Here is a 26158-nt window from a genome sequence, read left to right on the forward strand (position 1 = left end):
ATGATGGGGATTAGCTTTCGCTGTCCCCCAGATCGATCCACGACGTATTGTTGTGAGAACTTTCCAAACACGCCTCTATAAAGCGTACCCCGCGCAGGCCGTCTTCCCCGGTGGGGTAGTTGGGTTCCTTGCCCTGAATGATGGTGGCGCAAAAGTCGCTGTAAATATTGGCAAAAGCTAGTAACCATCCCTCGGGGTGGCCCGGAGGGGTGTGGGAATAAGCGGCGGCTTCGGGTGTCAGGTCTGTTGTTCCCCGGACCAGTGTTCGGGCTGCCTGATTGAGCGGCATGTGGCGCAGATGGTCCGGGTCTTCCTGAAACCATTCCAGCCCGCCTTCGGAACCGAAGATGCGTAATCGAAGTCCGTTGACCATGCCGGTGGCAGCCTGTGAATACCAGTACATCCCCTTGGCTCCACCTTCATATTCCGTGAGGATGGTGCCGTTGTCATCCAGTAGGCGGCCTTCCACCAGTGTGTCCAGCCGTGCAGCCAGTTTGGTGCGGCGCAGGCCGGTGACATGGGGCACGAGGTACTCGATGTGGCTACCCACATCGCCCAGAGACAGTACCCCGCCACTGCGCTTGGGATCGGCTCGCCATGAGGCCTGAATGTGGCCGGTGGTCTCCAGCATTTCGGCAAGCCAGCCCTGCGGATATTCGCAGTTGATGAATCGAACCTCGCCGATGTCGCCGCGCCGGATCATCTCCCGCATCTGTCGAACCATGGGGTAGCCTGCATATGTATAGGACACCCCCAGGGCGAGGCCCTTTCTCCGGGCCAGTTCCACCAGTTCCTGTGCCTGAGTGGAAGTATGGGTAAACGGCTTGTCGCACATGACGTTGATGCCGTTTTCCAGACAGGTTTTGACATTGGAGTAGTGCGCTTCATTGGATGTGACCACTACGGCGAAATCGATATCTCCGGCCTCCAGCCGAGCCAGTTCTTCCGGGGTGGCGTACAGCCGATCTTCGTCAATTTCCAGTTCGGCACCGAGCAGTCGTGTTTTCACCAGATCACGAGAGAAACATCCGGCTACGATTTTGGCCTGTCCGTTCAGTGCAAGAGCGCGTCTATGTACTTGTCCGACGAATGCGCCCGGGCCTCCGCCGATCATTGCGTATTTGAGCATTGCATACCTCCGGCTCGACCATACAGCAAAGATTTGCCTGATGAAAGGGGTGTGGCGTCCGGGGTGGCCCTGTGCTATCACTTTCGGCCATGGAGTTTCTCTCGAAAATGGTTCCCACTCGGTTGCGCGGCGACAAAGGTGAAGAGGCGGCAGCGCGTTTTCTCCGCAAGCGCGGCATGAAGGTGCTTGAACGCAACTGGCGATTTCGCCAGTGGGAGCTGGATATTATCTGTCGCGATGGTGATACGCTGGTGTTTGTGGAAGTCAAAACCAGAAAGACCGGCGGCATGGGGACTCCTGCTGATGCGCTGGACCACAACAAGCAGGCGCGGCTGGTCAAGGCGGCAAGCCATTATCTGAGCCGTAACGATGCTTGGGACGAGCCGTGCCGGTTCGACTTCGTTGGCGTGGTGGATTCTGGCGCTTCCATGGATGTGGAGCACATCGAAAATGCTTTTGACCTCACGGGAATGAATATATGAGCGATACAGGAATTTTGTGGGTGGTCGCCACTCCTTTGGGTAATGTGGATGACCTGTCTCCACGGGCGCGGGATATTTTGTCGGATGCCGATGTTATTCTGGCCGAGGATACCCGTCGGACCGGTATGCTGTTCAAGCGTTTGGAACTTGAGCGGCATGGGCGATTGATGTCCTTTTTCGAGCACAACGAAGACAAGCGGCTGCCGCGGGTACTGGAGTATCTGGAGGAAGGGATGCATGTGGCGCTTGTTTCCGATGCAGGAACGCCGCTGCTGTCCGACCCCGGCTTCGCTCTGGTTCGGGCCTGCCGTGAACAGGGGCTGGAAGTCTCGCCGGTACCGGGACCAAGTGCACCGGTTGCAGCCCTGTCCGCATCGGGATTGCCGCCGCTGCCGTATACGTTTCTCGGGTTCCCGCCGCGCAAGAAATCACAGACCGAAAAACTGTTCACCGCTCATCGCGATACCGGTGCAACCCTTGTCTTTTTCGAGCGCAAATCACGACTCAAAGGAACTTTGACCATCGCCCACGACATATTGGGAGATCGGGAGTTCTGCGTGGCCCGTGAGCTGACCAAGGAATATGAAGAATTCATCTCCGGCTCCCTTGGCGATCTGGACAGCATGGATTTCGAGCTGCGAGGGGAGTTGACCGTCATCATCGCTCCGGCTGGTCAGTCCGAAGAAGCCACCGAGGCCGATGTCCTCGAAGTTGTCGAGGAAGAGCGTCTGGAAGGCGGCAAGCCCAAAGAGGTTGCCCGACGGGTCGCCGGGCGCGTCAACGGCTGGACAGCCAAGGAAGTGTATGCTTTGATGAGCCGTTAGCTCACCAAATGCCTGCCGCTCCCGGCCAATGACCATATCCATGAGAATCAATACACGATGAGCCTGCAATCCCTATACACCAAAGTGCTGGACGGACATCGTCCTTCCGACGGCGAGATTCGGTATCTGATCGAGTTGCCGGACGAGAGATTGCCCGAGCTGCTCGCCTGTGCCCATGGTTTGCGTCGGGCGCACTTCGGTAACAAGGTGAGCCTGTGCGCCATCATCAATGCCAAATCCGGCACCTGTTCCGAGAACTGCTCCTTTTGCGCTCAGTCCGGTCATCACGGGGGCGAAAGTCCTGAGTACCCATTGCTCCCTCCCGAACAGATTGTGGAGGGTGGCAAAAAGGCCCGGGCCGAAGGCGCTACCCGTTTTGGCGTGGTATCCAGCGGCAAGGTCGTTGGGAATGCCGACATGGCAGGGTATGTGGAGGCGATTCGCGGTCTCGTTGCAATCGGCATTGTACCGGATATTTCCCCCGGCATACTTGAGGCTGATCAACTTCGGGCTTTGAAGCAGGCCGGATTGCAGGGATACCATCACAATCTGGAGACCTCCGCGTCCTTTTTCCCGAAGATGTGCACCACCCACGCCTACGAAGACGACGTACGGGCTGTGCAGTCCGGACTTGATGCGGGGTTATACGTTTGTTCCGGGGGCATCTTTGGCATAGGCGAAAGCTGGGACGATCGCGTGGAGTTGGCATTGCTGCTGGCGAAGCTGGGAGTCCCTTCGGTTCCCATGAATTTCCTTAACCCCATTCCGGGGACCCCGTTGGAGAATCAGCCGGTGCTGACACCGGAGGAAGCGTTGCGCATCGTTGCAATCTATCGTTTTCTGCTGCCGGATCGAGCGCTGCGCATTTGCGGCGGGCGACCCACTGTTTTCGGCGAAGAGCGAAAAGGGGAGTTGCTCGAATCCGGCGCCAGCGGTCTGATGATCGGCGACTACCTGACCACAAGTGGCAATGAAACCACATCGGATCTGCAACAAATTGAAGCGGCAGGGCTTGTCCCCGAGGGCGATTAAGTTATAGTGGACAACAACATGAGTAATAATTCACTGACCGACCTGCATCAGATGGTCTGGGTGGCATTGATGGCCGCTACAGTCGGAGCCGGGGCTTTCCTCATAGTGCCCATCGGCCCTGTTCCGGTCTCCATGCAGCCCTTTTTCGTCTTTCTGGCCGGTTTTGTACTCGGCCCCAAACGGGGAGCCATGGCCGTTGCCCTGTACTTGCTTGCCGGGACCATCGGATTGCCGGTGTTTGCCGGTGGTAAGTCCGGACTAGGGCATTTGTTCGGCCCCACAGGTGGCTATCTTTTCGGATTTCTCGTGGCGGCCTTTGTCTGTGGGCTTGCTCGCAGTGAAGAGCGACTCATCACGTGGTCCAAAGGGTTGGCATGTGGTTCTGCCGCACTGTTGATCCTGTATGCCGTTGGTTCCACCTGGCTCAAGTTCACCTTGTCTTTTGACTGGTACAAGGCATGGATGGTCGGTGTCGTGCCGTTTATCCCCTGGGATGGCCTCAAGGTAGGCATAGCCCTGCTTTGCTGTCGCTATCTTACCAAGTACAACCTGTTGCCCGGTCAGCGATAAAACGAGTAGAACGGTCATGCCTCCCACTCCGAAATTCCCGCCCGACAGCCAGACCATGGCCTATGTTCGCAGCTTCATTCGCTGTTATATGTCGGGTGCCGGTTTCAATACGAGGGGCATGCAGAATATCGGGCTGACATACGCCATGCAACCCGGCCTCGGTGTCATCCACGAGAAGGGAAAGGACCTGAAGGAAGCCCAGAAGCGGTATGTAAGCCACTACCAGTCCCACCCGTTCTGGATGCCGTGTCTGGTGGGCATATATCTCAATGTGGAGTCGGCCATTGCAGCGGGGCGCTTCCCGCCCAAGATGTTTGCTAAGGTCAAGGACACTACGGCCTATACCTTGTCGGCCATCGGCGATTCGGTCTTTGCCGGGAGCCTGTTGATTTTCTGGGTATTGCTCACCATCTGTTTGCTGCTCATGGAGTTGTTCGGGCTGGCTTTCGGAATAGGTGTGCTTTTTTTTGTGGGATTGCAGGCGTTTCGTGCGTATACGTTCGTTTGCGGCGTGCGCCAGGGCTTCAAATGTCTGGAGCGTCTCAAGCGATGGGACCTGATCAACTGGGGACGACGCATCAAATATGTCAATGCGGCCATGCTCGTCTGGTTGTGGGTGCTTATCTGGCCCCATCCCATTGTTTGGTGGAAATGGTGCATCGGACTGGGAATGCTCATGCTCTTTGCGCAGTTTGTGCGAACAGGGCTGGTAGGGCGCGTCGTGACTGCTGCGGTTTTCGTTGGAGCCACGGATTTTTTCCCGGTGGTGGAACAATGGCTGCGAAATATGCTATAGCCTGTTACCTTGTGAAGGTTGAAGGGCTGTAAAGGTAAAGAGTACGAAGAATGATGGTTGATGATCAAACAGCGGATGACGGGAATTTGGTTACCCGTCAGGTCGTTGTCGCCAATGAAAACGGACTGCATGCGCGTCCGGCCGGTAAGCTGGCCCAGCATGCCCAGTCGTTCGAGGCGAATATACATATAGTGCACGAGGACCATGAGGTGGATGCCAAGTCCATCCTTGATGTCCTGACACTCGCTGCCGGTCCGGGTGATCGATTGATGATTCGGGCTTCGGGAAGTGATGCAGCAGCGGCTGCCGATTCCCTGGAAGCGTTGTTCAAAAATAAATTCAACGGATAATCCCATGGCGGACAAGGTTCTTACAGGTATATCGGTTGCTACGGGCATTGCCATCGGCAAGGCCTTTTTCGTCAATCGAAATCACAGGGCGAATCTGCCCAGGCAAACGGTTGCCGCGAACCTCGTTCCCGATGAGATCGAGCGTCTTCATGCTGCGTTTTCCGCAGTCGAGTCCGAATTGTCCGCTGTGCGTGAGCAGGTTCCGTCCGAGCTGAAGGACTATGGTCTGCTCATTGATACGCATATCATCATGCTCAAGGACCCCAAGCTGTCAGGCACTGCTGAGTCGTTCATCAAGAACCTCGGCCTGAATGCGGCATGGGCTCTCGAAAAAGCTGTTTCCGAACAGGAAACCGCGTTCCGTGCCATTGATGATCCCTACATTCGGGAGCGAATGCAGGATGTTCGCGTTGTTGCTGACAAGGTGCTGGTCAAGCTCATCGGCCAGGAGGTCGACCTTGAGGCGCTGTCTGGCAGGGCGATCATCATGGCCCATGACCTGTCCCCCGCCGATACGGTGGAGTTGCAGGTCGACAAGATCATGGGATTCGCCACGGTTTGCGGCGGCAAGACCTCGCATACCGGTATCATGGCCCGCTCGCTGGCAATCCCTGCCCTTGTGGGGGTGGACAAGCTCGAGGATCACATCAATGACGGCGACCTCGTTGTGGTTGACGGGTTGGCCGGAAAGATCGTGGTCAATCCCAATGAGGCAGAGCTTGAGGACTACAACGAGCGCGCTGCGTTTTTTGAGGACTATACCCGCAAGATCAAACGCCAGTGCCAGCTTCCGGCCGAGACCTTTGACGGCTCCCGCGTTCAGGTTCTGGCCAATATCGAGCTGGTGGAAGAGGTGGCGACCGTCATCGACAACGGTGGCGAAGGGGTTGGACTGTACCGGACCGAGTACGCCTACCTGAATCGGACCGAGTTGCCGAGCGAAGAGGAATTGGCTGAAAAGTACATCGACCTTGCCTCCATCATGTCGCCCAAGAAGGTGGTTTTCCGTACCCTTGACCTGGGAGCGGATAAGTTCATCACGTCCTACGGCGAACTCAACGAGACAAACCCGGCCATGGGCTTGCGTGCCATCCGTTTCTGCCTGAAGAATCCTCAGTTGTTCAAGACGCAGTTGCGCGCCATTTTGCGAGCATCGGCCTACGGCAATGTTTCGCTGATGTTCCCGATGATCTCGGGCGTCAAGGAAGTGCGACAGGCCAAGGCGTGGCTCGCTCAGGCCAAGGCCGAACTGCGGCGCGAAGGCGTGGAATATGATCCCGAGATGCCCATCGGTATCATGATCGAGCTGCCCGCCGCCGTGATGATTGCCGAATACCTGGCTCATGAGGTGGACTTTTTCTCCATAGGTACCAACGATCTCATCCAGTACTCCATCGGGGTGGATCGCACCAACCATCATGTGTCGTATCTGTACCAGCCGTTGCACCCCGCGACACTGCGAACCATCAAGCTCGTGGTTGACGCTGCGCATCAGGCGGGCATAGAAGTCTCCCTGTGCGGTGAAGTTGCCTCGGACCCGTTTTGTGTTCCCATTTTGCTGGGCATGGGCATTGATTCCATATCGCTCACCCCGCAGGCGATCCCGGGCATCAAGCGCATTATTCGGCAGACCAACATGCATGATTGCCGAAAGTTATTGCGAAATGTGCTGGAGTGTCGGACGGTCAGCCGCATCAATAATCTGGTGATGGATAACATTTTCAAAAATTTCCCGGATGAAGTGACCTTTTTCACTTCCCTTCTCGAAAACGACGAAGCGCCGTCCTAAAGCGCTCACCAATACAAATGGCCAAGAAAAAGAATAAGAAAGCATCGCCCAATACCATTGGTACGAACAAACAGGCTCGACGCCTGTATGAGATTCTCGAAACCTTTGAAGCCGGCATCTCTCTACTCGGGACCGAAGTCAAATCCCTGCGCGGGGGGCACGTTTCCTTCAAGGATGGGTATGTGTCCTTTCACGATGGCTCTGCCTTTCTCGTAGGCGTGCATATCGCTCCCTATGAGCAGACCGGCCAGTACGACCAGCATGATCCCGAGCGTCGCCGCCGCCTGCTGCTGCACAAGCATGAGATTGATGTACTTCAGTCCAAGGTGGACCAGCGTGGTCTGACCGTTGTGCCCATGAAGATGTATTTTTCGCGGGGCAAGGTGAAGGTCCAGATCGGCCTTGGTCGAGGCAAGAATGTCCACTCCAAGAAGCAGGACCTCAAGGATCGGGATATCCAGCGCGACACCCAGCGCCAGTTGGCGTCGTACAAATAGCAGGGGCGCGTTACTCAGCGCCTCCCCGTTATTGATGGCCTGTTCCCATTGACAGGGGGATGCTGCGCCCCGTAGCTTCGTTACATGTCCAAATATCCGAAACAACTGACTTCGGCCCATAAGCGCTTTTTGGCTGATCTCTTCCCTGGCGAGGATTGTATCCTCACACCGGAAGGGATGGCCCCGTTTTCTGCGGATGCCAGTCTGGAGCGGGCCATGCCGTGGGCTGTGGTTCGTCCGAAAGGTCGCGAACAGATCGAAGAGCTGCTGCGGTGGGCAGATACCGAACGGATGCCCATCTACACCCGTGCTCGCGGGACAGGGCGGGTCGGCAATGCAGTCCCGTCACTGGGCGGGGTGGTTGTTTCCGTACTGAAGATGGATTCGGTGCTTGAAGTGGACCCGGTCGACTCGGTTGCTGTGACGCAACCCGGTGTCATCACCTCGGAATTACAGGCAGAATGTGCGAGGCATAATCTCTACTATCCGCCAGATCCGGCCAGCGTGAAAATTTCCTCCATCGGCGGCAACGTGTCCACTTGTGCCGGTGGACTCAAGGCCGTGAAGTACGGCGTGACCCGCGACTGGGTATTGGGACTGGAGTCCGTGTTGCCGGGCGGTCGCGTCCTGCGCACTGGTGGCCGGTCCCACAAGGACGTGGTCGGGCTGGACCTGACACGGCTGTTTGTCGGCTCCAACGGCAAGCTGGGCATCATCACCGAGGTCATCGTCAAACTCATTCCCATGCCCGAGGCGTCCATTTCACTGCTGGCGGGATTCAGCAATTTGCATTCCTCGCTGGAAGGAGCAAGGGCGGTGTTCCAGAGCGGTGTTCTTCCGGCGGCCTGCGAATTCATGGACAGGATCACGTTGCAGGCAGTGCGCGAGGCGGGTGGAGACATCCCACTGGCGGCGTCGGCTGAGGCGGCTTTGCTGTTCAAGCTCGAAGGCACGGAGGAAGGCGTGGCTGCCGAGGTCCGTCAACTGTCGGCTGCGCTCAAATCGGTCAATCCGGTCTCCATGGAGATGGGGCGAGGTGCCGAGGAGGAGCGCATCTGGAGCGTGCGCCGGGGCATTTCGCCCGCAGCGTTCCGCATCAAGCCGACCAAGATTGCCGAAGACATTTCCGTGCCGCGCAGTCAGGTGGCCACGGCTGTTGAGCGCGCCCATGCTATCGGTGGAAACCATGGCCTGACCGTGCTCTGTTTCGGGCACCTGGGTGACGGCAATATCCACGTTAATATCATGCATGACGGCGACATCCCTTCCGAAGTCGAGGCGGCCCACAAAGCCAAAAATGAAATTTTCCGACTCGCGGTCGATCTCGGCGGCACCATTTCCGGGGAGCATGGCACCGGACTGACCAAGGCGTCTTTCGTGCCGAAACAGTTGACCGCCCTTGAGATGGAACTGATGGCTTCCATCAAGGCGTCATTTGACCCGCATGCAATAATGAACCCCGGCAAGGGGTGGTAGCAATCCGCCACCGTTGCCAGCGCGGTGTTTGCGGGATATGAGTGCCACCATGTCTGGAAATTGCATCCTCTGCGGCAAATGTTTGTCCGTTTGCCCGCTCATCAAAACCACCAATCGTGAAGAGTTGGGGCCACGGGCCAAGGCGGACCTGTGCCGACTGCTCGACGAAGGACATATTCCCCTTTCCGAAAAGGATGCCGGAGAGTTGGCGTCCATGTGTCTCGGCTGTCGTCGCTGTACCAGCGTCTGTTCTCAGGGAGTGGATGTCCCGGGGTTGGTGGCGGCTCTTCGCAGTGAACATCCCGGTTTCAAGGGATGGCTCTGGAAGACATGGCTCACCAATGCCGCTGCATTGTGGTCGGCCAGTTCTTCTGCCGCCAACCACCTGCCTGATTCGCTCAAACCCGAGCGGTTCGGCCCCTTCCTCAAAATGCTTGCCGGACTCAAGGGAGAATCCGGTCTGCGTCCTGCGTTTATTCCAACTTCCTTCCCCAATTCATATAAGGGGAAAAAAGTGCTCCTGTTTGCCGGATGCACGGCCAATTACGTTCAGGGGCGTTGGCTCATGGCTGCGCTCCGATTGCTCGATGGGTTGGGTATGGAAGTAATTCCCGGCGATTTCAAATGCTGTGGGGGGAGCCTCAAAAGTGCAGGATTTGCTGACCAGGCCGCATCAATGCAGGAACACAATATTAATGTGTGGCGAAGCGCAGGGAAGCCTGATGTGGTGACGTTCTGCACCTCCTGCCGTGCCGCACTGCGAGCCTATCCATGTAATGACAAAGCGGAGCAGGAGGAGTGGGTCGCCGCACAGCATCCATTGTCCGAGCTTGTGCGTGAAATAGAGTTTTCTATATCGATTGACGATAGTGTTCGGTTTGGCTACCATCGTCCCTGCCATGTAGGTAAAGCAGACGCCGATGGTGTGCTCATGCGGGCAGCTCTCGGTTCCCGGCTGGTGGTTTCCGGTGAAGAACAGTGTTGCGGATTTGGTGGCGTGATGCACTTGGCAGCCCCGGATATCTGCTCACAGGTCAATACCCAATGCTGGGATTCGTTTGGCGAAGCGGATGTGATCGTGACCGGATGCGCCGCCTGTGCTGCGCGGCTCGCTTCCTCGGCACCCGAGGGCAAGAGGGCCGGACATTGGCTAGAGTTGATAGGTGAGCCATGAATCTAGCGCGGCCATTCAGAGACTATTATTTCAATCGGATATCGCAGGACGGATGAGCAAAGCCGACACGCTACAATCCATACAAAACAACGTCATGCAGGTGCTGGTCGGAACAGTGGAGCTGCTCCGGGCGGCACCGGCCCAGTGGATATTGCTGGTTGTCGTTCTCTTTGGTGTCAGGAAACTCCATTCGCCTTTCCCGTACCAGAATATGACCGGCGTGGCGCTCTATGCGACCAGCTGGACGGTTTCCTTCCTGATCAGTTTCCTCCACCTCGTGGTGTTTCTGGCAGTATTGCTGACTGCTCTTAGGGTATTTGAAAAGAGGCCATCAACCAGTTATCGAACACTGCCTCGTCTGATCAAAAAAGCATTTCCTTACGCACTAACCATCTTTTTTGTCGCAAATTATATTTTGCCGTGGATCGCCTTCGGAATCATTGAAGCCGGTGACTTGCTCAGGCAGCCATGGCTGGAGCCGCATATCTTCCATGGAGCGTTTTTCACATCCGTGGTCCTTGTATATTGGTTTCAGGCCCGACTGGGGATGGTCTTCTGGGGTATCGTTACAGGAGTACCCATCTCTTTTAAGCAGTCATGGCGTTTGACCGGGACAAAGCAGGGGGAGCTGTTCACGCTGGTCCTTGTCTGCTCGGTAACCCGCGAAATATCCGGGGCAGTGACAGCGTTTTTGCCTGTGTGGGCGTGGGAAGTCGTGTTGTTGACAGTTGTGCCTTACCTCACCTTGCATGTCGTGTTTTTCTGGGTGGTGGCCGCCGTCTTCTACAACGAGCTTGCCAAAGGCAGATTGGAAGACGATGGAGTGCAGCCAGACCGAAACGTGTCGTGATGGTGACAACCCACGGTTTGACTTTGCCCCGACAACGGATTGTGGTATCCACAGCCCAACGCGAATATGTGCCGGGAGCCTGATGACCACACCCTTTTCCACGCCTGACATAGCCTACGAAACATTGCGCCGCCTGAAAGCGCAATGGCAGATGGTCTTGCCTGTGGTTTGCGGTCTCGCGCTGCTCTATCTCGCCACCGGATTGTCGCGGGCGCTCTTTCCGGGATTGTACACATTTGATCCCTTCGACAAAATTTGGCTGCTCATGCCCGAAGCGTTGGTCGGTGGCCCGCTCATCGCCCTGTTGCATCACCGATTGCTGACTGTTCGTCAGTCTTTTGCGTGGTCACGGGAGAATCTCTTTGTCAAACTGCTGAAGGCATCGGTGTACTATTACCTGTTATCCATGCTATTTGCCGTTGGCCTGTTTGTGTCGACGCAGGCTGTTCCCGCCCTCATCGGGTTTGTTCTGGGCCCTTCGCTGGGGGCGCTTTACCCGGTGGTCGTCATTGGCGGGGTGGTCGTTTTTCTGCTGGTTTATGTCCGGCTGATTTTGGTGTATCCATTCCTGGCGGGTGCGGAGCGGGAGCCGCTGGTGCATTCCATGCTGCTCACGCGAGGAAAGACGCGGCAAATCGCGTCCTGCCTCTTGCTTCTGAGCGCTCCCGTGCTTATCCCTTGGATTGGCGCCGCCGTATACGGGGGCGACTGGCTGAATCCCAGCCTCGGGCCGGGGATACCTCTATTGCCGATAATCGCGCGCACGTTTGTTTTGACGTTGGGCGCACTGTTACTTTCAAGCGGGGCTTGCGTCATATATGAAGCCCTCCTCGCCGATGCGGAAAAACAAAGCGGTGAGAGTGACTAATAAATGTAGGAGTACGAATGCTCAAGTTCCTTTTCGGTTCGAAGAACGACCGATATCTCAAGAAACTTAACCCCATTATCGCCCAGATCAATGAGCTGGAACCGAAAATGGAAGCCCTTGCAGACGAAGATTTTTCCCGGATCATAGCTGAGTGGAAAGAGCAGGTGCAGTCCGGCAGCAAGACGCTGGACGACCTCTTGCCCGAGTGTTTCGCACTGGTCCGCGAAGCAGGCAAGCGTGTCTTTGATCCGCCCATGCGTCACTTCGATGTACAGCTCATCGGTGGCTATGTTCTGCATCAGGGCAAGATCGCCGAGATGAAGACCGGTGAAGGTAAGACCCTCGTGGCAACCCTGCCCGTGGTGCTCAATGCACTGTCCGGCAAGGGCGTGCACGTCATCACGGTCAACGATTACCTCGCCAGCCGTGACGCCGAGTGGATGAATCAACTCTATTCCTTCCTTGGCCTGTCTCTTGGTGTGATCGTGCACGGTATCAGCGACAAGGAACGCCAGGAAGCGTACCGGGCTGATATCACCTACGGTACCAACAACGAATTCGGCTTCGACTACCTCCGCGACAACATGAAATTCTACAAGGAACAGCTGGTTCAGCGTCCCCTGAATTTCGCCATCGTTGATGAGGTCGACTCCATCCTGATCGATGAAGCCCGTACTCCGCTGATCATTTCCGGGCCGGGAGAGAAATCCTCCGGTCTGTATCGTCGCGTGGACTCCATCATCCCCAGCCTGGTCAAATCGACGCCCATTGATCCCGAAGACAAGGACGCCGTACCTGACGGCGATTTCGTGCTCGACGAGAAGACCAAGTCCGCCACGCTCACCGATGCCGGTGTCGAGAAAGTCGAAAAGATGCTTGAAGTGGACAACCTGTTTGATCCGCAGCACATTTCCCTGCAGCACCACGTGCTTCAGGCCCTCAAGGCCCACCATTGCTTCCAGAAGGATGTCGAGTACATCGTCAAGGACAATCAGGTGGTGCTGGTCGATGAATTCACCGGCCGCCTGATGCCGGGTCGCCGTCTTTCCGACGGTCTGCACCAGGCCATCGAAGCCAAGGAAAACGTGAAGGTCGAAGCGGAAAACCAGACGCTCGCATCCATCACCTTCCAGAACTATTTCCGCATGTACGACAAGTTGGCGGGTATGACCGGTACCGCGGACACCGAATCCGTGGAATTCAACCAGATTTACAATCTTGAAGTCATCGTCATCCCGACACACCGGGAAATGATCCGCAAGGATCACCCCGACGCCATCTACAAGACGCAGGAACAGAAATACATCGCCATCGCCGAAGATATCGCCGATTGCTATCATCGGGGCCAGCCCACACTGGTGGGTACGGTTTCCATTGAGAAATCCGAACTCCTGTCCCATCTGCTCAAGAAGCACAAAGTTCCGCACAACGTGCTCAACGCCAAGCAGCATGAGCGCGAAGCCGAGATCGTGGCCGAAGCCGGTCACAAGAAAAAGGTCACCATCGCCACCAACATGGCCGGTCGTGGTACCGACATCAAACTCGGCGAAGGCGTGCGCGAACTTGGCGGTCTGCATATCATCGGCACCGAGCGTCACGAATCCCGACGCATCGACAACCAGTTGCGCGGTCGTTCCGGTCGTCAGGGCGATCCGGGTTCCTCCCGTTTCTACCTGGCACTCGATGACGACCTGATGCGTCTGTTCGGTTCCGACCGTTTGCAGGGCATCATGAATAAGCTCGGTCTGGAAGACGGCATGGCCATCGAGAACAAAATGGTCTCCAATGCCATCGAAAAATCCCAGACCCGTGTTGAAGCCCACCACTTTGAAATTCGTAAGCAGTTGCTGGAATATGACGATGTCATGAACCAGCAGCGTGAAGTCATCTACACCCTGCGTCGCGAGTTGATGGAAGCGGGTGATGTGGAAGATGTCGCCCGTAGTTATGCCTCGGACCTGCTCGAGGAAACACTGGCTCCGGCGCTGACCATGAAGGATGCCGACGACGAGACCGTCGAGTCTGTCCGCGCCCGACTGGAAGAAGTATTCAACTTCGAGCGTTTCGATGCATGGCATGAAGAAAAGCTCCCGACCATGGAAATGGCCGAAGGGTGGGTGGACGATATTTTCGCCTACCTGCGGACTTCCACCGGTGACCATTATCAGGAGATTCTCCGGTACTTCCTGCTCGATTCCCTGGATCGCAACTGGAAGGAACACCTGCTGAACATGGATCATCTGCGCGATGGTATCGGCCTGCGCGGCTACGGCCAGAAGGATCCTAAGCAGGAGTACAAGCGTGAAGGATTCGAGCTGTTCTCCGAGCTGGTGTACACCATCAAGGAAAACGCCATGCGCGCCTTCTCCCATCTGCGCATCGAGGCCGAGGTCAAGGATGAGGAATTCCAGCACGAACAATCCGACGAACTGGAATACACTGATCATGAGTCCGAAAAGGATAAGAAGCCGCAGACCGTCAAGCGTGCTGCTCCCAAGGTCTCCCGAAATGCTCCGTGCCCCTGCGGGTCGGGCAAGAAGTACAAGAAATGCTGTGGCGCATAGCCCGCATCTGACGTAAAATCATTCACGGCCTGTCGCTTTCAAGCGGCAGGCCGTTTTTGTTTCTGGGGAGAGTTGCCAGATTCGGTTGTTGGCATTAAAGATGTGTTATGCGTCACCTTCTGATCGTTACCGCTTTCTTCCTTCTCTTGGTCGCCCCGGTTCGGGCGGCTGAGCCGGAGTTTCAATCCACGCCGGGGTTCATGCTGACCCCTTCGGTCAGCACGTCGAAAAAACTGCAAATCACGACAACGTTGAATCATGTCGGCGATGCGGAGTTCAGCCATGGCCTTGGGCGGGTGGAGGTCACTCGTGCTGAGTTGGCAGTGGATTATGGGATTATCAATGCGGCTTACGGTGTGTCCCGTTTCGAATGGGAGCGAACCGGTGTCATCCCGTTCTCTTCCGGGGAGCGTCCGCCGTGGTCATCCCTGCACGACCTGACACTCAAGGCCCAGTTGCTGAACGAAACCCTGGATGACAAGTGGCGATACTGGGTGAATGGAAAGGTCTCTTCATCCTTTGAGAACATGTTCCCCGGAGCTGTGGGTGTCGGCTTTGACGGCGGTATCGCCTATGATTTCTGGGACGGGTGGATGGTCGGTGCAACCCTTCGGACCACAGCACTGAGTGCGCTCAATGAAGATTTGTTCGGCGATGTGGAAATGGGGATGGCCCTGGCTGTCTCCCAGAAAACGCTGCGCCGAACCCTCAAGAATATGGGCCTGCTTCCTTTTGAGAGTACGGGGTCGAGCAATATCGGCTTCAGCATCGCTCTCATCGGTGCCGATAAAACCTATCGGCTGGACGCTGACAGCCCGGTATTTCGTAAAGGATATCTTGGGCTGCGCCAGTCTCGGATCGGTGCGTACTTTGAGTACACCCCCAACCCCAACGTTTCTATCTTTGCCGGCCCTGAATACTACTACGTTCGAGAGTACCGATTATACAATTCTGCTGGTGCGTTACGATCCACGCAGGAATTGGAGAATGCGCTGGGCGGTACCTTCCGTTTTCAGTGTCGATTCTGATGTAAACCCCCAATCCTTCTTCATCTGAGGGATTGCACTGGTTGGCTGCAAAAGGAAAGGAAGCGAGGCCGGGAGGAGTGGCGTCCGCTTCCTTTCAGATATCCACGGGACAATCCCGGGATGTAAAATACTATGCCTTGTCTTTGACTTCTTTGATGAGTTTTTGCGTTTCGCTCATGGGTTGGGCGTGTCCGGCCATGACCTTGGACGCCATTTCCCACACATCACCCATTTCGTCCTTTGTCAGATCATATCCTTTGGCGGTGATGAATGATTCCATGTCTTCCCGGGATGCCAACTGCATGGCCTCGGCAAGCATGGCAGGGTTGGACATGACGTCATCCACCAGGCGGGATACTTCTTCTTTGCTCATCCTGTCTCCGGCTACTTGATCTTGACGACCGTGATACTGTTCTTGGGAGAGCCTTCCACAACCCGATCACTGTAAACCATGTAAATCAGGGTCTCCCGTTCTTTGTCATAGAAACGAACCACCTGCATGGATTTGAAAATAAGAGATGTGCCTTTTCGGAAAACTCGTTTGCCATCCCTCTTGCCGCTTTTGACATCATCAGGTATTTCAATAGGTCCGGTTTGTACACATTCGATGGAAGCGTCGGATGGGTCTTCGGCTACACCTATCATGCCTTTGACGCCGCCTTTTCGTGCGCGGCTGAGGTAGCAGGTTATTCCGGGGACTTCCGGATCGTCGAACGCTTCCACGACGATGTCATCATCTCGGCTGAACATGTGAAACACCGTGTCCACCGTGCCGATGACTTCGGAGGCGACCGGTGAAGGCATGACTCCGCAAAGGAGCAATGCCATGACCACGACACGCATCAAACGGGCGAAGGAATTTCGGCGTTTGTTATGGAAATAATCTAGTGATATCATTCTGAAGTATTTAGCAAGGTGCAGGAAAAATGGCAATAGTTCGCCATTTGATAATGAAGCTGCACATCCAAGGGTTTTATATATGGGTTTGGAAACAGGAAAATGTGATGTGTTGGGAGTCGATTACGGGGTAGGTACGCATGCCGGTATCCTCTCTGCCATCGCTCGCAGCGCAGAAGAACTGGCGTCCGGCCTTGGCTGGCCTGGCGGCGTCAATTCATTGTTGGAGTCGTTGGGTCGGGCAACAGGCGTGAGCCGGGTTTGGATTTTCCAGACAGTCAAGCTGACTTCGTCACATATTACACAGAATTATACGTTTGAGTGGGCTTCCGATCCAAAATACAAACAGATCGGTATGTCCATGTTCAACATGTTCACCACCTCCATCGACCAGCCGGAATACCGCGATATGGTCCAGAGCAGGAAGCAGGGCGGATGGCAGAAGGTGGTCACCGAACAACTCAGCGATGGATGGCTGCGCGACTATCTGGTCGGGCAGAACATTAAATCCATGCTGACGCTCCCGGTCATGGTCGAAGGGGCCTGGTGGGGAACGCTGGGTTTTGACGACTGCGAGCGGGACTATGATTGGTCGGACGAGGAAATTTCACTGCTCAGGACGGCCGGGTATCTCATTTCCAATGCCGTGCTGACGGATCGTTTGTCGGCCAAGCGCAAGCAGTTCAGCATTCTCAAGGAAATAACCGACAGCCATGCATGGTCCTATGACTTCAACTCCGGGCAGGTGTGGTGTTCGCAGGAGCTGATTCACTCCGTTCCCATGCCCATGGATGGCATCCTGCTCTCCCTGCATGAAGCCTTGCGCATGATTCATCCCAATGACCGCCGTCCGTTCATAAAAGCGGTTCGGGATTATGTGGAGGGCAGAGAAGAAGGACTTCGGCAGGATGTGCGGGTTTATTCCGACTGCGGCGAGGCTCGCTGGATGGAGTTCATCGGAAATCTTCGCAAGGACAGCAAGGGGCAGCCCGAACAGTTGGCCGGTATTGCTGTGGATATCACGGCGCGCAAAGAGGATGAAGCACGACTCCTGGCCGAAGCGTCAACCGATCCGCTGACCGGTGTCACCAATCGTCGGGAATTCGAGCGGTTGTTTCAGCATCACTTCGAAGAGGCAAGACAGAACAATTCTTCCTTCGCTTTGCTCCTTGTGGATATTGATTACTTCAAGGGGCTGAACGATAAATTCGGGCATACGGTCGGGGACAATGTCCTGTGGTATTTTACCGAAATCTGCGGGTCCATCTTGCGGAGTCAGGATGTCATAGCGCGGCTGGGTGGGGATGAATTCGCCATTCTGCTGCCTGATGTCATGCTCAAAACGGCTCGAAATATCGGCGAACGAATCCGCCGGTATGTGGTTTCCAAACCGTATTCCACCGAGGGGAGGCGCGTTTTCATGACCGTCAGTGTGGGAGTGGCGTTGTGCTGCAGCAATTACGCCTCCACGGAAGAGGTGATGCAGAGCGCGGACAAGGCGCTGTATTCCGCCAAGAAGTCCGGCAGAAACTGTCTGGTCTCCACGGCTGATCCCCAGTATATTGAAGGTGGATTTTAAGTAGAATTGGCAACACGCGTGTTGGCCGGCATGCACGCATGGACTGCGGGGGTCGCATTGCTAAATGACTCGACTACCGCGACCCATCGTGATAGTGAATCCGCAAAAAAGAGGGGGGCTGCCCGGTTTCTCTCTTTTTATCCGCCCGGCTACCCTGACTATGTTGGTCAAGGCCATTTCCCACCGGGCGGTTTTTTCCGTTTCTTACAAGCGAGGTAGCCTATGGACAAATATCAAAAGCAAGCCCTCCAGGTCGCCAAGGAAGTGGTGATCAAGTTCATTGAGGTCGGTCGTATTTCCCCGAGCAATTTCGGGCAGAATTTCGATGTGATCTACAAGGACATCATGCGAACCATGACCGGCGAGACCGCCGGGGACGGGTCGCGTGAGGAAGAGCTGGCCCAGAAAGAAACCGACAAGGACGCTTAGATGGTCAAGCGTGAGTGCAATTCCGCCACCGGAGCTTCGACGCATGCGGAACACGGTGAACGTGTGGCCGCCATGTTCGGACGGATTGCTGGATGGTACGATTTCCTGAATCACGCCCTGTCCGGGTGTCAGGATATCTACTGGCGATACAGGCTGGCAAAGGCCGCCCGACCCAAACCCGGTGAGACCGTATTGGACCTGGCTGCAGGTACCATGGATGTCTCTGTGGAGTTGTTGCGTCAGTATCCGGAGTGCCGCGTGGCTGCACTGGATTTCGCCCTGCCGATGCTGGAAACGGGCCGCGATCGCAAGCTGAAGAATGGCCGGGAAGAGAAAATCTATCCGGTACAGGCCGATGGGCGCAATCTGCCGTTGCCTGACGAATGTATGGGCGCGGCCACCATCGCTTTCGGTATTCGCAACATCCTCCCCCGCGAAGATGCGTACAAGGAATTTTACCGCGTGCTCAAACCGGGTGCGCGTTTGTGCATTCTGGAGTTCGGCACGGGTTCCAAGCGTGTCTGGAAGGGGCTGTACAATTTTTATCTCGATACGCTGTTGCCGTTCATTGGCGACCGAATCTCGGGAGATCCGGGAGCGTATCGATACCTTGCCGAAACGATCAAGACGTTCCCTGATGAACGCGCACTGGCGCAGGAGATGGTGGATGCCGGTTTTGAGCGCGTATACCACGTGCCCATGATGTCGGGCATCGTCTATCTGCATGTCGGCGAAAAGCCGCATGCGTTCGATCAGGACTGAGGTAATAACCGCCAGGCCGCGTACCTTGCTTGGACTGCATCGGGCGGCAAGTCGCTGCCTCAGGACATTAGCGAGCGTCCGAACGAGATGATCAGCAGGCCGAGAATGATGGCCGCCAGTCCGGTGAAACGGAGAAACTTGGGCGGTTGTTCGGCAAGTTTAACAAGGATGAGCGGCATACGTTCGGCAAACAGAAAATAGGGAATGCCTTCAAAAACGAGTGCCAGACCAAGGGCAGCGAAGAGCAGAGACCAATCAATATTCATAACGGATTAGATAGCTGGGAACCGGGCGACTGTCCACCCGGAAACCTACGGAGAGTGTAAAATGAGCATGGTCACCATCGAGCAGTTACGAAACAAGGAAGACATCATCGCCGTCGTTGGACTGGGGTATGTCGGCTTGCCTCTGGCAGTCGCTCTTGGGCGGCATTTCAAGGTGCTCGGCGTTGATGTTTCGCAAAAGCGTGTTGATGAACTGAACGACCGGTTTGATCGGACCGGCGAAGTCGACTTCACAACCGTGGGCGACGATGTCGATTTACAGTTTTCCGCTGATCTGGCCGATCTTGCCAAGGCGAGAATGGTCATCGTGGCCGTCCCGACCCCCATCGACGAATACCGCTATCCCGATCTGCGCCCGGTCACCGGCGCCAGCACATCCGTTGGTACCCACCTGCAACCGGGCAGTGTCGTCGTGTACGAGTCGACGGTTTTCCCCGGCCTGACAGAAGAAATTTGCGTTCCCATCCTTGAAGAACGGTCCGGCCTGAAATGCGGACAGGATTTCTGGGTCGGGTATTCTCCCGAGCGTATCAATCCCGGCGACAAGGTCCACCGTCTGGAGACCATCGTCAAAGTGGTGGCAGGCCAGGATGAGGCGTCCGGCGTGTTGCTTCAGGAAATGTACGACACCATCATCGAAGCCGGGACCCATCTCGCTGCGGACATCCGTACCGCCGAGGCTGCCAAAGTCATCGAGAACACCCAGCGTGATCTGAACATCGCGCTCATGAATGAACTGGCCATGATTTTCGACCGGATGGGCATCGATACGCTGGACGTACTTGAAGCAGCCGGTACCAAGTGGAATTTCCTGCCGTTTCGACCGGGGCTGGTCGGCGGTCACTGCATCGGCGTTGATCCCTACTATCTCACCTTCAAGGCCGAGGCCGAAGGATTCCATCCCCATGTCATTCTCGCCGGTCGCGAGATCAACGACGGCATGGGCAAATTCATTGCTGAGTCCACGGTCAAGCGGATGATCCGCAACGATCACAAGATTCGCGGCGCCCGTGTCGGCGTGCTGGGCGTGACGTTCAAAGAGAACGTGCCTGATATCCGTAATACCCGCGTTGTGGATATTCTGGTCGAGCTGGAAGACTACGGCGTGGAAACGGTAGTTCACGATGCCATGGCTGATCCGGCGGAAGCCCGCGAAGAACTGGGACTGGAACTGTGCTCCATGGAAGACATGAAAGGACTGGATGCACTGATTCTGGCTGTTCCCCATGAAGAGTACAAGCAGCTCACCCCGGATGATCTCAAGGCAATGTTCGACAAGCCGGAAGGCGCGTTGATCATCGACGTCAAAGGCTTTTTCGATCGAGCCAGTCTGCAGGAAGCAGCCATCGATCTTTGGAGACTGTAAGGCCGATGATAGCCGTCGTCACAGCCACTGCCAAGGAAATGAAAAGCGCCCTCGGCCATGCCGGGGCTCCCTCCCTCGGGCAGGGGGATATCGTTTCATTCAAACTTGGGGAACGGGTTGTGCTGCTTGCCGTGTGTGGCGTCGGGCTGCTCAATGCTGCGCTGCTCATGGGCCGGTTGATGGAGCGCGGGGATGTGACCGGTGTCGTCAACTTCGGTATTGCTGGTGCCTATGATGTGGAAGAATTTCCCTTGGGGACCACCACCTACCTCTGGCAGGAGGCATGGCCCGAATACGGTCTGCTCCAGGAGGATGGCCGGGTGGATTCCAAGGCCATCGGTTTCCCCCAAGGTGAAATCGATGGAAAACCCGTCTGGGACCGGGTCAAGCTGTTCCCTGTGCACGATGCCGAGACCATGGGCCTTACCCTGCATGATCGCTGGGCGCGGGCTGCCGGGGTGTCGGTCAACTCTGTGACCGGAACGCCAGAGCGGGCCGGTTGGCTGAAGATGGCCTGCAACGGCGATGTGGAAAATATGGAAGGATATGCCCTGGCTTTTGCTGCCAAGCAGGTCGGGCTGCCGTTTCTCGAATTGCGAACCGTATCCAATCTGGTTGGGTCTCGGTACGCGGAAGACTGGGATTTGCCTGGGGCGTTCGCTGCGTTGGGACAATGCGCGAAGTTCCTTTTTTCCGGCCGGTAGAAAGCTTTACTACCGGGCCGCAACCTGACATACTTTACGGATATGAACGAACTACTTCGCTATTTCAGTAGGGAACTTCCCGCGATTAACGACTTTCTTGAGACTGAGGCAGATCAGCTCAATGGTCTCGTCAAGGAAGTTGCCAAGCATATAATCGGTTCGGGGGGGAAACGAATCCGCCCCATGCTCACCTTGTTGTTCGCTCGTGCCCACGGGTATGAGAAGGATGACTACCACGCCATCGCCTGCTCTCTGGAGCTGCTCCATTCTGCCACACTGCTTCACGATGACTATCTCGACGACGCAGAACTGCGCCGGGGCAAGGAAGCATCGCACCTCAAGTTCGGACGGACTGAGACCATCCTTGCCGGTGATGCGCTGCTGGCCCTGGCCAACGAAATGGGTGCTCGCTACGGCAATGCCCGTCTTTCGTGGCTCCTGGCCAAAGGCATCATGGAGACAGCGGTCGGTGAGATCGAGGAAATCCAGTTTTCCAAGAATCCCGAGTTGGATCGGGAGCGGTACATGGAGATCATTATCGGCAAGACAGCACGACTCATCGAGTGCGCCTGCCGTTGTGGTGCTGCCCTGGCCGGAGCAACGCCGGAAGAGGAAGACCTCGCCGGTGAGTATGGCCTGAACCTCGGTATTGCCTTCCAGCTCGTTGACGATGCGCTTGATTACGCGTCCCCGACTTCGGAGACCGGCAAGCCAGAAGGTGGCGATCTCAAGGAAGGCAAGGTGACGTTGCCGCTTATTTTGCTCATGGAAGACAGTAACGAGGCCGAGAGCCGTGAGTTGCTGGATGCGCTGAAGACCACCGATCTCGAAGAAGAACGCTTTGAGGCCATTCTCGGGCGGGTCAAGGAAGGGCGCTACTCCGAAAAGACGCGAGAAGAGGCCGCCATGTATGTGGAAAAGGCCAAACGATGTCTGGACGGTTTCACCCCTGGCGAGGAGGTGGAAGTGCTCAAACAGGCTGCGGACTTTGTGCTGACCAGAACCAAGTAATTTCAGGCCGGTCCCATCAGAGGAGACCGGCCTTCTGCATTTATATCGAGAGGAGAGAAGAACATGCTGTGCCGTGTTGTTGTCGGTTTGAAAGAAGGCGTACGTGATGTTGTTGGCGAAAAGTTCGGCCGCAAGATCAAGAGTGAACTGGGCATGGATGTGCGCGAGGTGCGCATCGTCAATGTCTATACGCTGGAAGGGCTTGAGCAGGAGCAGGTCGACCTTGCCCTGGAACGAGCTGCGTTGCATGACCCGGTCCTGCATGAAGTATCCCTGGCACCGCTGGCCAGAGACTTCGACTGGATCATCGAGGTCGGATTCCGTCCCGGCGTGACGGATAACGAAGGCCGTACCGCCCGCGAGACCCTGGGTGTTGTCCTTGGTCTGAGCAAGGAAGCGCTTGAAACCGTCAAGGTCTACACTTCCAAGCAGTACCTGATCACCGCCGATATGGACGAAGCCGCCATTCAACACGTAGCCAAGGACCTGCTCGCCAACGAGTTGATCCAGCGCTACGAGTACAAGTCTTCCGACACATGGACCAAGTCTCCCGGCTTTGAAGCCAAGGCCGCGCGCGTCACGGGCAAGGCGTCTGATGAAGTCGCGATCATCCCGCTTTCCACCATGTCCGATGAAGAAATGATGGCCTTTTCCCGCGCCAATACGCTGGCTCTCTCCCTGCGCGAGCTGCACGATATCCGCGATTACTACCTCGATCCCAAGGTCAAGAGCGAGCGCGAATCCCTCGGCTTGCCCGCTGATCCGACCGACGCGGAAATCGAAGTGCTGGCCCAGACATGGTCCGAGCACTGCAAACACAAGATTTTCTCTGCAAAAATCAACTACGAGAACCGCGAAACCGGCACCAGAAGCGAGATTTCCTCCCTCTACAAGACGTTTATTCAGGGTTCCACCAAGCAGATTCGCGAGCGCAATGCCGTTGAACGCGACGGTGGCGACTACTGCCTCTCCGTGTTCAAGGATAATGCGGGCGTCATCGCCTTTTCCGAGACAATCAATGTCTGTGTGAAAATGGAGACCCACAACTCGCCTTCGGCTCTGGACCCCTACGGCGGAGCACTCACCGGTATTGTCGGCGTCAACCGTGACCCCATGGGTACCGGTATCGGTGCCAACCTGTTGTGTAACACCGATGTGTTCTGCTTTGCTTCCCCGTTCCACGAAGGGGAACTGCCCCCTCGCCTGCTGCATCCGCGCCGCGTCTTTGAAGGCGTGCGCGAAGGCGTCGAGCATGGCGGCAACAAGTCCGGTATTCCCACGGTCAACGGTTCCATCGTCTTTGACGAGCGTTACCTCGGCAAGCCGCTGGTCTACTGCGGCACCATCGGCACCATGCCGGTGGAAGTGGCAGGTCGCCCGTCCCATGAAAAATGCGCCTTGCCCGGTGACTGCATTGTCATGTCCGGTGGTCGTATCGGCGCGGACGGTATCCACGGCGCGACGTTCTCTTCCGAAGAGTTGCACGAAGAGTCTCCGGCTACCGCAGTACAGATCGGTGACCCCATCACCCAGCGCAAGATGTACGATTTCCTGATGCGTGCCCGTGACCTCGGCCTGTACAACGCCATCACCGATAACGGTGCCGGTGGATTGTCCTCCTCCGTAGGCGAAATGGCTGAAGATTCCGGTGGGTTCGAGATGGACCTCGCCAAAGCGCCACTCAAGTATGATGGACTGCGCCCGTGGGAGATTCTCATCTCCGAAGCACAGGAACGCATGACCATGGCCGTGCCGCCGGAAAAGCTGGATCGCTTCATGGCGCTTTCGGCTGAGATGGATGTGGAATCCACCGTACTCGGTCATTTCACCGACTCCTGTAAATATTTTGTGAAGTATGGCGACAAGATCGTCACCTGTCTCGACATGGAATTCCTGCATGAGGGCGTACCGCAGATGGAACTCGACGCCATCTGGGAACGTCCCGAGATTGCTGATGAGCCGATCCCTGCCGTGGAAGATCAGGCCGGACTGCTCAAGGACATGCTGGGCCGACTGAACATCTGCTCCAAAGAGTATGTGGTTCGCCAGTACGATCATGAAGTGCAGGGCGGCAGCGTCGTCAAGCCCATGGTCGGCGTCAAGGCCGATGGCCCGTCTGATGCCGGTGTTGTCCGTCCGCAGCTCGAATCGGAGCAGGGACTGGTTATCTCACACGGTATCTGCCCTGAATATTCCGATATCGACACCTACTGGATGATGGCCAACGCCATTGATGAAGGTATCCGTAACGCCGTTGCCGTTGGCGGTAATGTCAACTACATGGCCGGTTGCGACAACTTCTGCTGGTGCGATCCGGTCCAGTCTGAATCCACCCCTGACGGCCATTACAAGCTTGCTCAGTTGGTGCGTGCCAACCAGGCCCTTGCTCACTACTGCCTCGGGTTCGGTGTGCCGTGCGTATCCGGTAAGGATTCCATGAAGAATGATTACAAGGGCGGTGGGCACAAGATTTCCATTCCGCCGACCGTATTGTTCTCGGTTATTTCCGTTATTCCCGATGTGAACAAATGCCTGACCTCCGACTTCAAGCAGGCGGGTGATGGCATCTACATCCTCGGATTGACCCGTCCCGAGTTCGGCGGCAGTGAAATCGCCGGACAGCTCGGTTTCTCCAGCAGCGCCGTGCCTCAGGTTGATCTGCTGTCTGCCAAGAAACGGTATGAAACCATGTTCGACGTAACGCAGGCCGGGCTGGTCAATGCCGCCCATGACTGCTCGGACGGTGGGTTTGCCGTGGCTCTGGCCGAAATGTGCATCGGCGGCCGTATGGGTGCCGAAGTCAATCTGTCCAATCTGCCGGTTAACGGCGAGATGGATGACACGGGGCTTCTCTACGCAGAATCCGCCAGCCGCCTTGTGGTGACAGTGCCTGCGGCCAAGCAGGCCGAGTTTGAAGCGGCCTTTGCAGGTCAGGCTTTTGCTCGAGTAGGAGAAGTTACTGATTCCTCTAAACTTATCGTCAAATCGGACGATAGAATAGTAATTGAGGAGCATGTGGAAGCCCTTGCTGGAGCGTTCAAGGCAACGCTTGACTGGTAAATCAGTGGTTTCAGGTCGTTAACAAAGCCTGACCCCCCTTTACCTTGTTGGAAAAACCATCTATAGCGACAATAACAGTTGCAGTAGGTGGTCATGCAAGGGATGGCTGCCTCATCACTATAGGCACGTTATGGGGGTTGGTACATGTTGGTTCTATCGAATTGGTCAAAAGGCTGTCTCGTGCTATTCGTGGCGGCCTTTTTTGCCGCCGTTGGAATGGCATCCATGAGTAAAGCGGAGTCAGGGCAATACCTTGGCTCCGATTCCTGTATGGACTGTCATGATCAGGAGTATGAGAATTTCAAGAAACATTCTAAAAAGGCTCACTCTGGAGAATCCGTCAAGCTGATGCAGGGCGACCTGACAAAGCAGGAATTGGAAGAGTGTTACGAATGTCACATGACCGGATTCGGTAAGCCGGGAGGGTTTGTCAGCTTTGAAGAAACTCCGCAGATGGCCGAAGCTGGTTGCGAGACATGCCATGGCCCGGGGTATGACCATGTCGAATCCGGTGGTGATCCTGACCTGATCAAGGGCAAGCTGGAAATTTCTGACTGCGAGGGGTGTCACAACCCTGACCGTGTTGCTGCATTTGATTTCAAACCGCTCCTGTTCGGCGGCGCACACTAAGGGGACG

The 26158-nt window shown here is 56.1% G+C and carries 26 protein-coding genes; 22 read left to right on the forward strand and 4 right to left on the reverse strand.

All coding sequences use genetic code 11. The annotated features are described in order from the left end of the window. Positions 1-10: 10 nt before the first annotated feature. Positions 11-1129, reverse strand: coding sequence for a Gfo/Idh/MocA family protein (locus DPRO_RS12360; protein WP_097012319.1), 1119 nt, complete (start codon positions 1127-1129; stop codon positions 11-13). Between the two features lie 71 nt (positions 1130-1200). Between DPRO_RS12360 and DPRO_RS12365 the strand changes: the two genes are divergently transcribed. The 14 genes from DPRO_RS12365 (at position 1201) to DPRO_RS12430 (ending at position 15429) form a co-directional block, all read left to right on the forward strand. After that, on the forward strand, positions 1201-1611 hold the full coding sequence (locus tag DPRO_RS12365; RefSeq protein WP_407681386.1) for a YraN family protein: 411 nt from the start codon (positions 1201-1203) through the stop codon (positions 1609-1611). Beyond that, positions 1608-2435 carry a 16S rRNA (cytidine(1402)-2'-O)-methyltransferase gene (rsmI, locus tag DPRO_RS12370; protein WP_097012321.1) on the forward strand — a complete coding sequence of 276 codons (828 nt, stop codon included), beginning with the start codon at positions 1608-1610 and terminating at the stop codon, positions 2433-2435. Before DPRO_RS12365 ends, rsmI begins: the two co-directional genes overlap by 4 nt. A 57-nt stretch (positions 2436-2492) precedes the next feature. Then, positions 2493-3467 (forward strand): biotin synthase BioB, encoded by a 975-nt coding sequence (gene bioB, locus DPRO_RS12375; RefSeq protein WP_097012322.1) that lies wholly within the window; start codon positions 2493-2495, stop codon positions 3465-3467. A gap of 18 nt (positions 3468-3485) precedes the next feature. Continuing rightward, a complete protein-coding gene (locus DPRO_RS12380; protein ID WP_097012323.1) occupies positions 3486-4037 on the forward strand; it encodes a biotin transporter BioY in 552 nt (183 codons plus the stop codon). A gap of 16 nt (positions 4038-4053) precedes the next feature. After that, on the forward strand, positions 4054-4833 hold the full coding sequence (locus DPRO_RS12385) for a PTS system mannose/fructose/sorbose family transporter subunit IID (protein WP_232005579.1): 780 nt from the start codon (positions 4054-4056) through the stop codon (positions 4831-4833). Between the two features lie 50 nt (positions 4834-4883). Then, entirely contained in the window at positions 4884-5183 is a 300-nt protein-coding gene (locus DPRO_RS12390; RefSeq protein WP_097012324.1) for an HPr family phosphocarrier protein, read from the forward strand. Positions 5184-5187: 4 nt separating this feature from the next. Next, positions 5188-6972 carry a phosphoenolpyruvate--protein phosphotransferase gene (gene ptsP / locus DPRO_RS12395; protein ID WP_097012325.1) on the forward strand — a complete coding sequence of 595 codons (1785 nt, stop codon included), beginning with the start codon at positions 5188-5190 and terminating at the stop codon, positions 6970-6972. A gap of 17 nt (positions 6973-6989) precedes the next feature. Then, on the forward strand, positions 6990-7469 hold the full coding sequence (smpB, locus tag DPRO_RS12400; protein WP_097012326.1) for an SsrA-binding protein SmpB: 480 nt from the start codon (positions 6990-6992) through the stop codon (positions 7467-7469). A gap of 84 nt (positions 7470-7553) precedes the next feature. Next, on the forward strand, positions 7554-8945 hold the full coding sequence (locus DPRO_RS12405) for an FAD-binding oxidoreductase (RefSeq protein ID WP_097012327.1): 1392 nt from the start codon (positions 7554-7556) through the stop codon (positions 8943-8945). Between the two features lie 49 nt (positions 8946-8994). Further along, entirely contained in the window at positions 8995-10119 is a 1125-nt protein-coding gene (locus tag DPRO_RS12410) for a (Fe-S)-binding protein (protein ID WP_097012328.1), read from the forward strand. 52 nt (positions 10120-10171) lie between these two features. After that, on the forward strand, positions 10172-10969 hold the full coding sequence (locus tag DPRO_RS12415) for a hypothetical protein (RefSeq protein WP_097012329.1): 798 nt from the start codon (positions 10172-10174) through the stop codon (positions 10967-10969). 82 nt (positions 10970-11051) lie between these two features. Continuing rightward, positions 11052-11837, forward strand: a complete 786-nt coding sequence (locus DPRO_RS12420; RefSeq protein WP_097012330.1) for a hypothetical protein — start codon at positions 11052-11054, stop codon at positions 11835-11837. A 17-nt stretch (positions 11838-11854) separates the two neighbouring features. Beyond that, positions 11855-14401 (forward strand): preprotein translocase subunit SecA, encoded by a 2547-nt coding sequence (gene secA / locus DPRO_RS12425; RefSeq protein WP_097012331.1) that lies wholly within the window; start codon positions 11855-11857, stop codon positions 14399-14401. A gap of 107 nt (positions 14402-14508) precedes the next feature. Continuing rightward, positions 14509-15429 (forward strand): hypothetical protein, encoded by a 921-nt coding sequence (locus DPRO_RS12430; RefSeq protein WP_097012332.1) that lies wholly within the window; start codon positions 14509-14511, stop codon positions 15427-15429. Between the two features lie 130 nt (positions 15430-15559). On the opposite strand, the gene DPRO_RS12435 is transcribed toward DPRO_RS12430, so the two are convergent. Further along, on the reverse strand, positions 15560-15802 hold the full coding sequence (locus tag DPRO_RS12435; protein ID WP_097012333.1) for a Nif11-like leader peptide family natural product precursor: 243 nt from the start codon (positions 15800-15802) through the stop codon (positions 15560-15562). Between the two features lie 11 nt (positions 15803-15813). Continuing rightward, on the reverse strand, positions 15814-16326 hold the full coding sequence (locus DPRO_RS12440) for a CreA family protein (RefSeq protein ID WP_097013743.1): 513 nt from the start codon (positions 16324-16326) through the stop codon (positions 15814-15816). An 82-nt stretch (positions 16327-16408) separates the two neighbouring features. Here DPRO_RS12440 and DPRO_RS12445 point away from each other — a divergent pair, with 82 nt between their 5' ends. The 3 genes from DPRO_RS12445 (at position 16409) to DPRO_RS12455 (ending at position 19096) form a co-directional block, all read left to right on the forward strand. Further along, entirely contained in the window at positions 16409-17905 is a 1497-nt protein-coding gene (locus DPRO_RS12445; protein WP_097012334.1) for a sensor domain-containing diguanylate cyclase, read from the forward strand. A 222-nt stretch (positions 17906-18127) separates the two neighbouring features. Next, on the forward strand, positions 18128-18334 hold the full coding sequence (locus DPRO_RS12450) for a hypothetical protein (protein WP_097012335.1): 207 nt from the start codon (positions 18128-18130) through the stop codon (positions 18332-18334). Further along, positions 18335-19096, forward strand: a complete 762-nt coding sequence (locus DPRO_RS12455; RefSeq protein ID WP_097012336.1) for a ubiquinone/menaquinone biosynthesis methyltransferase — start codon at positions 18335-18337, stop codon at positions 19094-19096. A gap of 59 nt (positions 19097-19155) precedes the next feature. On the opposite strand, the gene DPRO_RS12460 is transcribed toward DPRO_RS12455, so the two are convergent. Continuing rightward, the gene (locus DPRO_RS12460) at positions 19156-19362 is read right to left on the reverse strand and encodes a DUF2065 domain-containing protein (protein ID WP_097012337.1); all 207 of its coding nucleotides are present in this window, start codon (positions 19360-19362) and stop codon (positions 19156-19158) included. 67 nt (positions 19363-19429) lie between these two features. Between DPRO_RS12460 and DPRO_RS12465 the strand changes: the two genes are divergently transcribed. From DPRO_RS12465 to DPRO_RS12485, 5 genes are all read left to right on the forward strand, one after another. Then, positions 19430-20746 (forward strand): nucleotide sugar dehydrogenase, encoded by a 1317-nt coding sequence (locus DPRO_RS12465; protein ID WP_407681412.1) that lies wholly within the window; start codon positions 19430-19432, stop codon positions 20744-20746. 5 nt (positions 20747-20751) lie between these two features. After that, positions 20752-21450: a futalosine hydrolase gene (gene mqnB, locus DPRO_RS12470; protein WP_097012339.1), complete on the forward strand. Its 699-nt coding sequence runs from the start codon at positions 20752-20754 to the stop codon at positions 21448-21450. 42 nt (positions 21451-21492) lie between these two features. Then, a complete protein-coding gene (locus DPRO_RS12475; protein ID WP_097012340.1) occupies positions 21493-22461 on the forward strand; it encodes a polyprenyl synthetase family protein in 969 nt (322 codons plus the stop codon). A 63-nt stretch (positions 22462-22524) separates the two neighbouring features. After that, complete coding sequence (locus DPRO_RS12480; RefSeq protein ID WP_097012341.1) at positions 22525-25521, forward strand: AIR synthase-related protein; 2997 nt, start codon at positions 22525-22527, stop codon at positions 25519-25521. 180 nt (positions 25522-25701) lie between these two features. Beyond that, positions 25702-26151: a cytochrome c family protein gene (locus DPRO_RS12485; RefSeq protein ID WP_407681387.1), complete on the forward strand. Its 450-nt coding sequence runs from the start codon at positions 25702-25704 to the stop codon at positions 26149-26151. The last annotated feature ends 7 nt before the right edge of the window (positions 26152-26158 follow it).

Origin of the sequence: Pseudodesulfovibrio profundus (assembly GCF_900217235.1) — a bacterium.
GTDB lineage: Bacteria > Desulfobacterota > Desulfovibrionia > Desulfovibrionales > Desulfovibrionaceae > Pseudodesulfovibrio > Pseudodesulfovibrio profundus.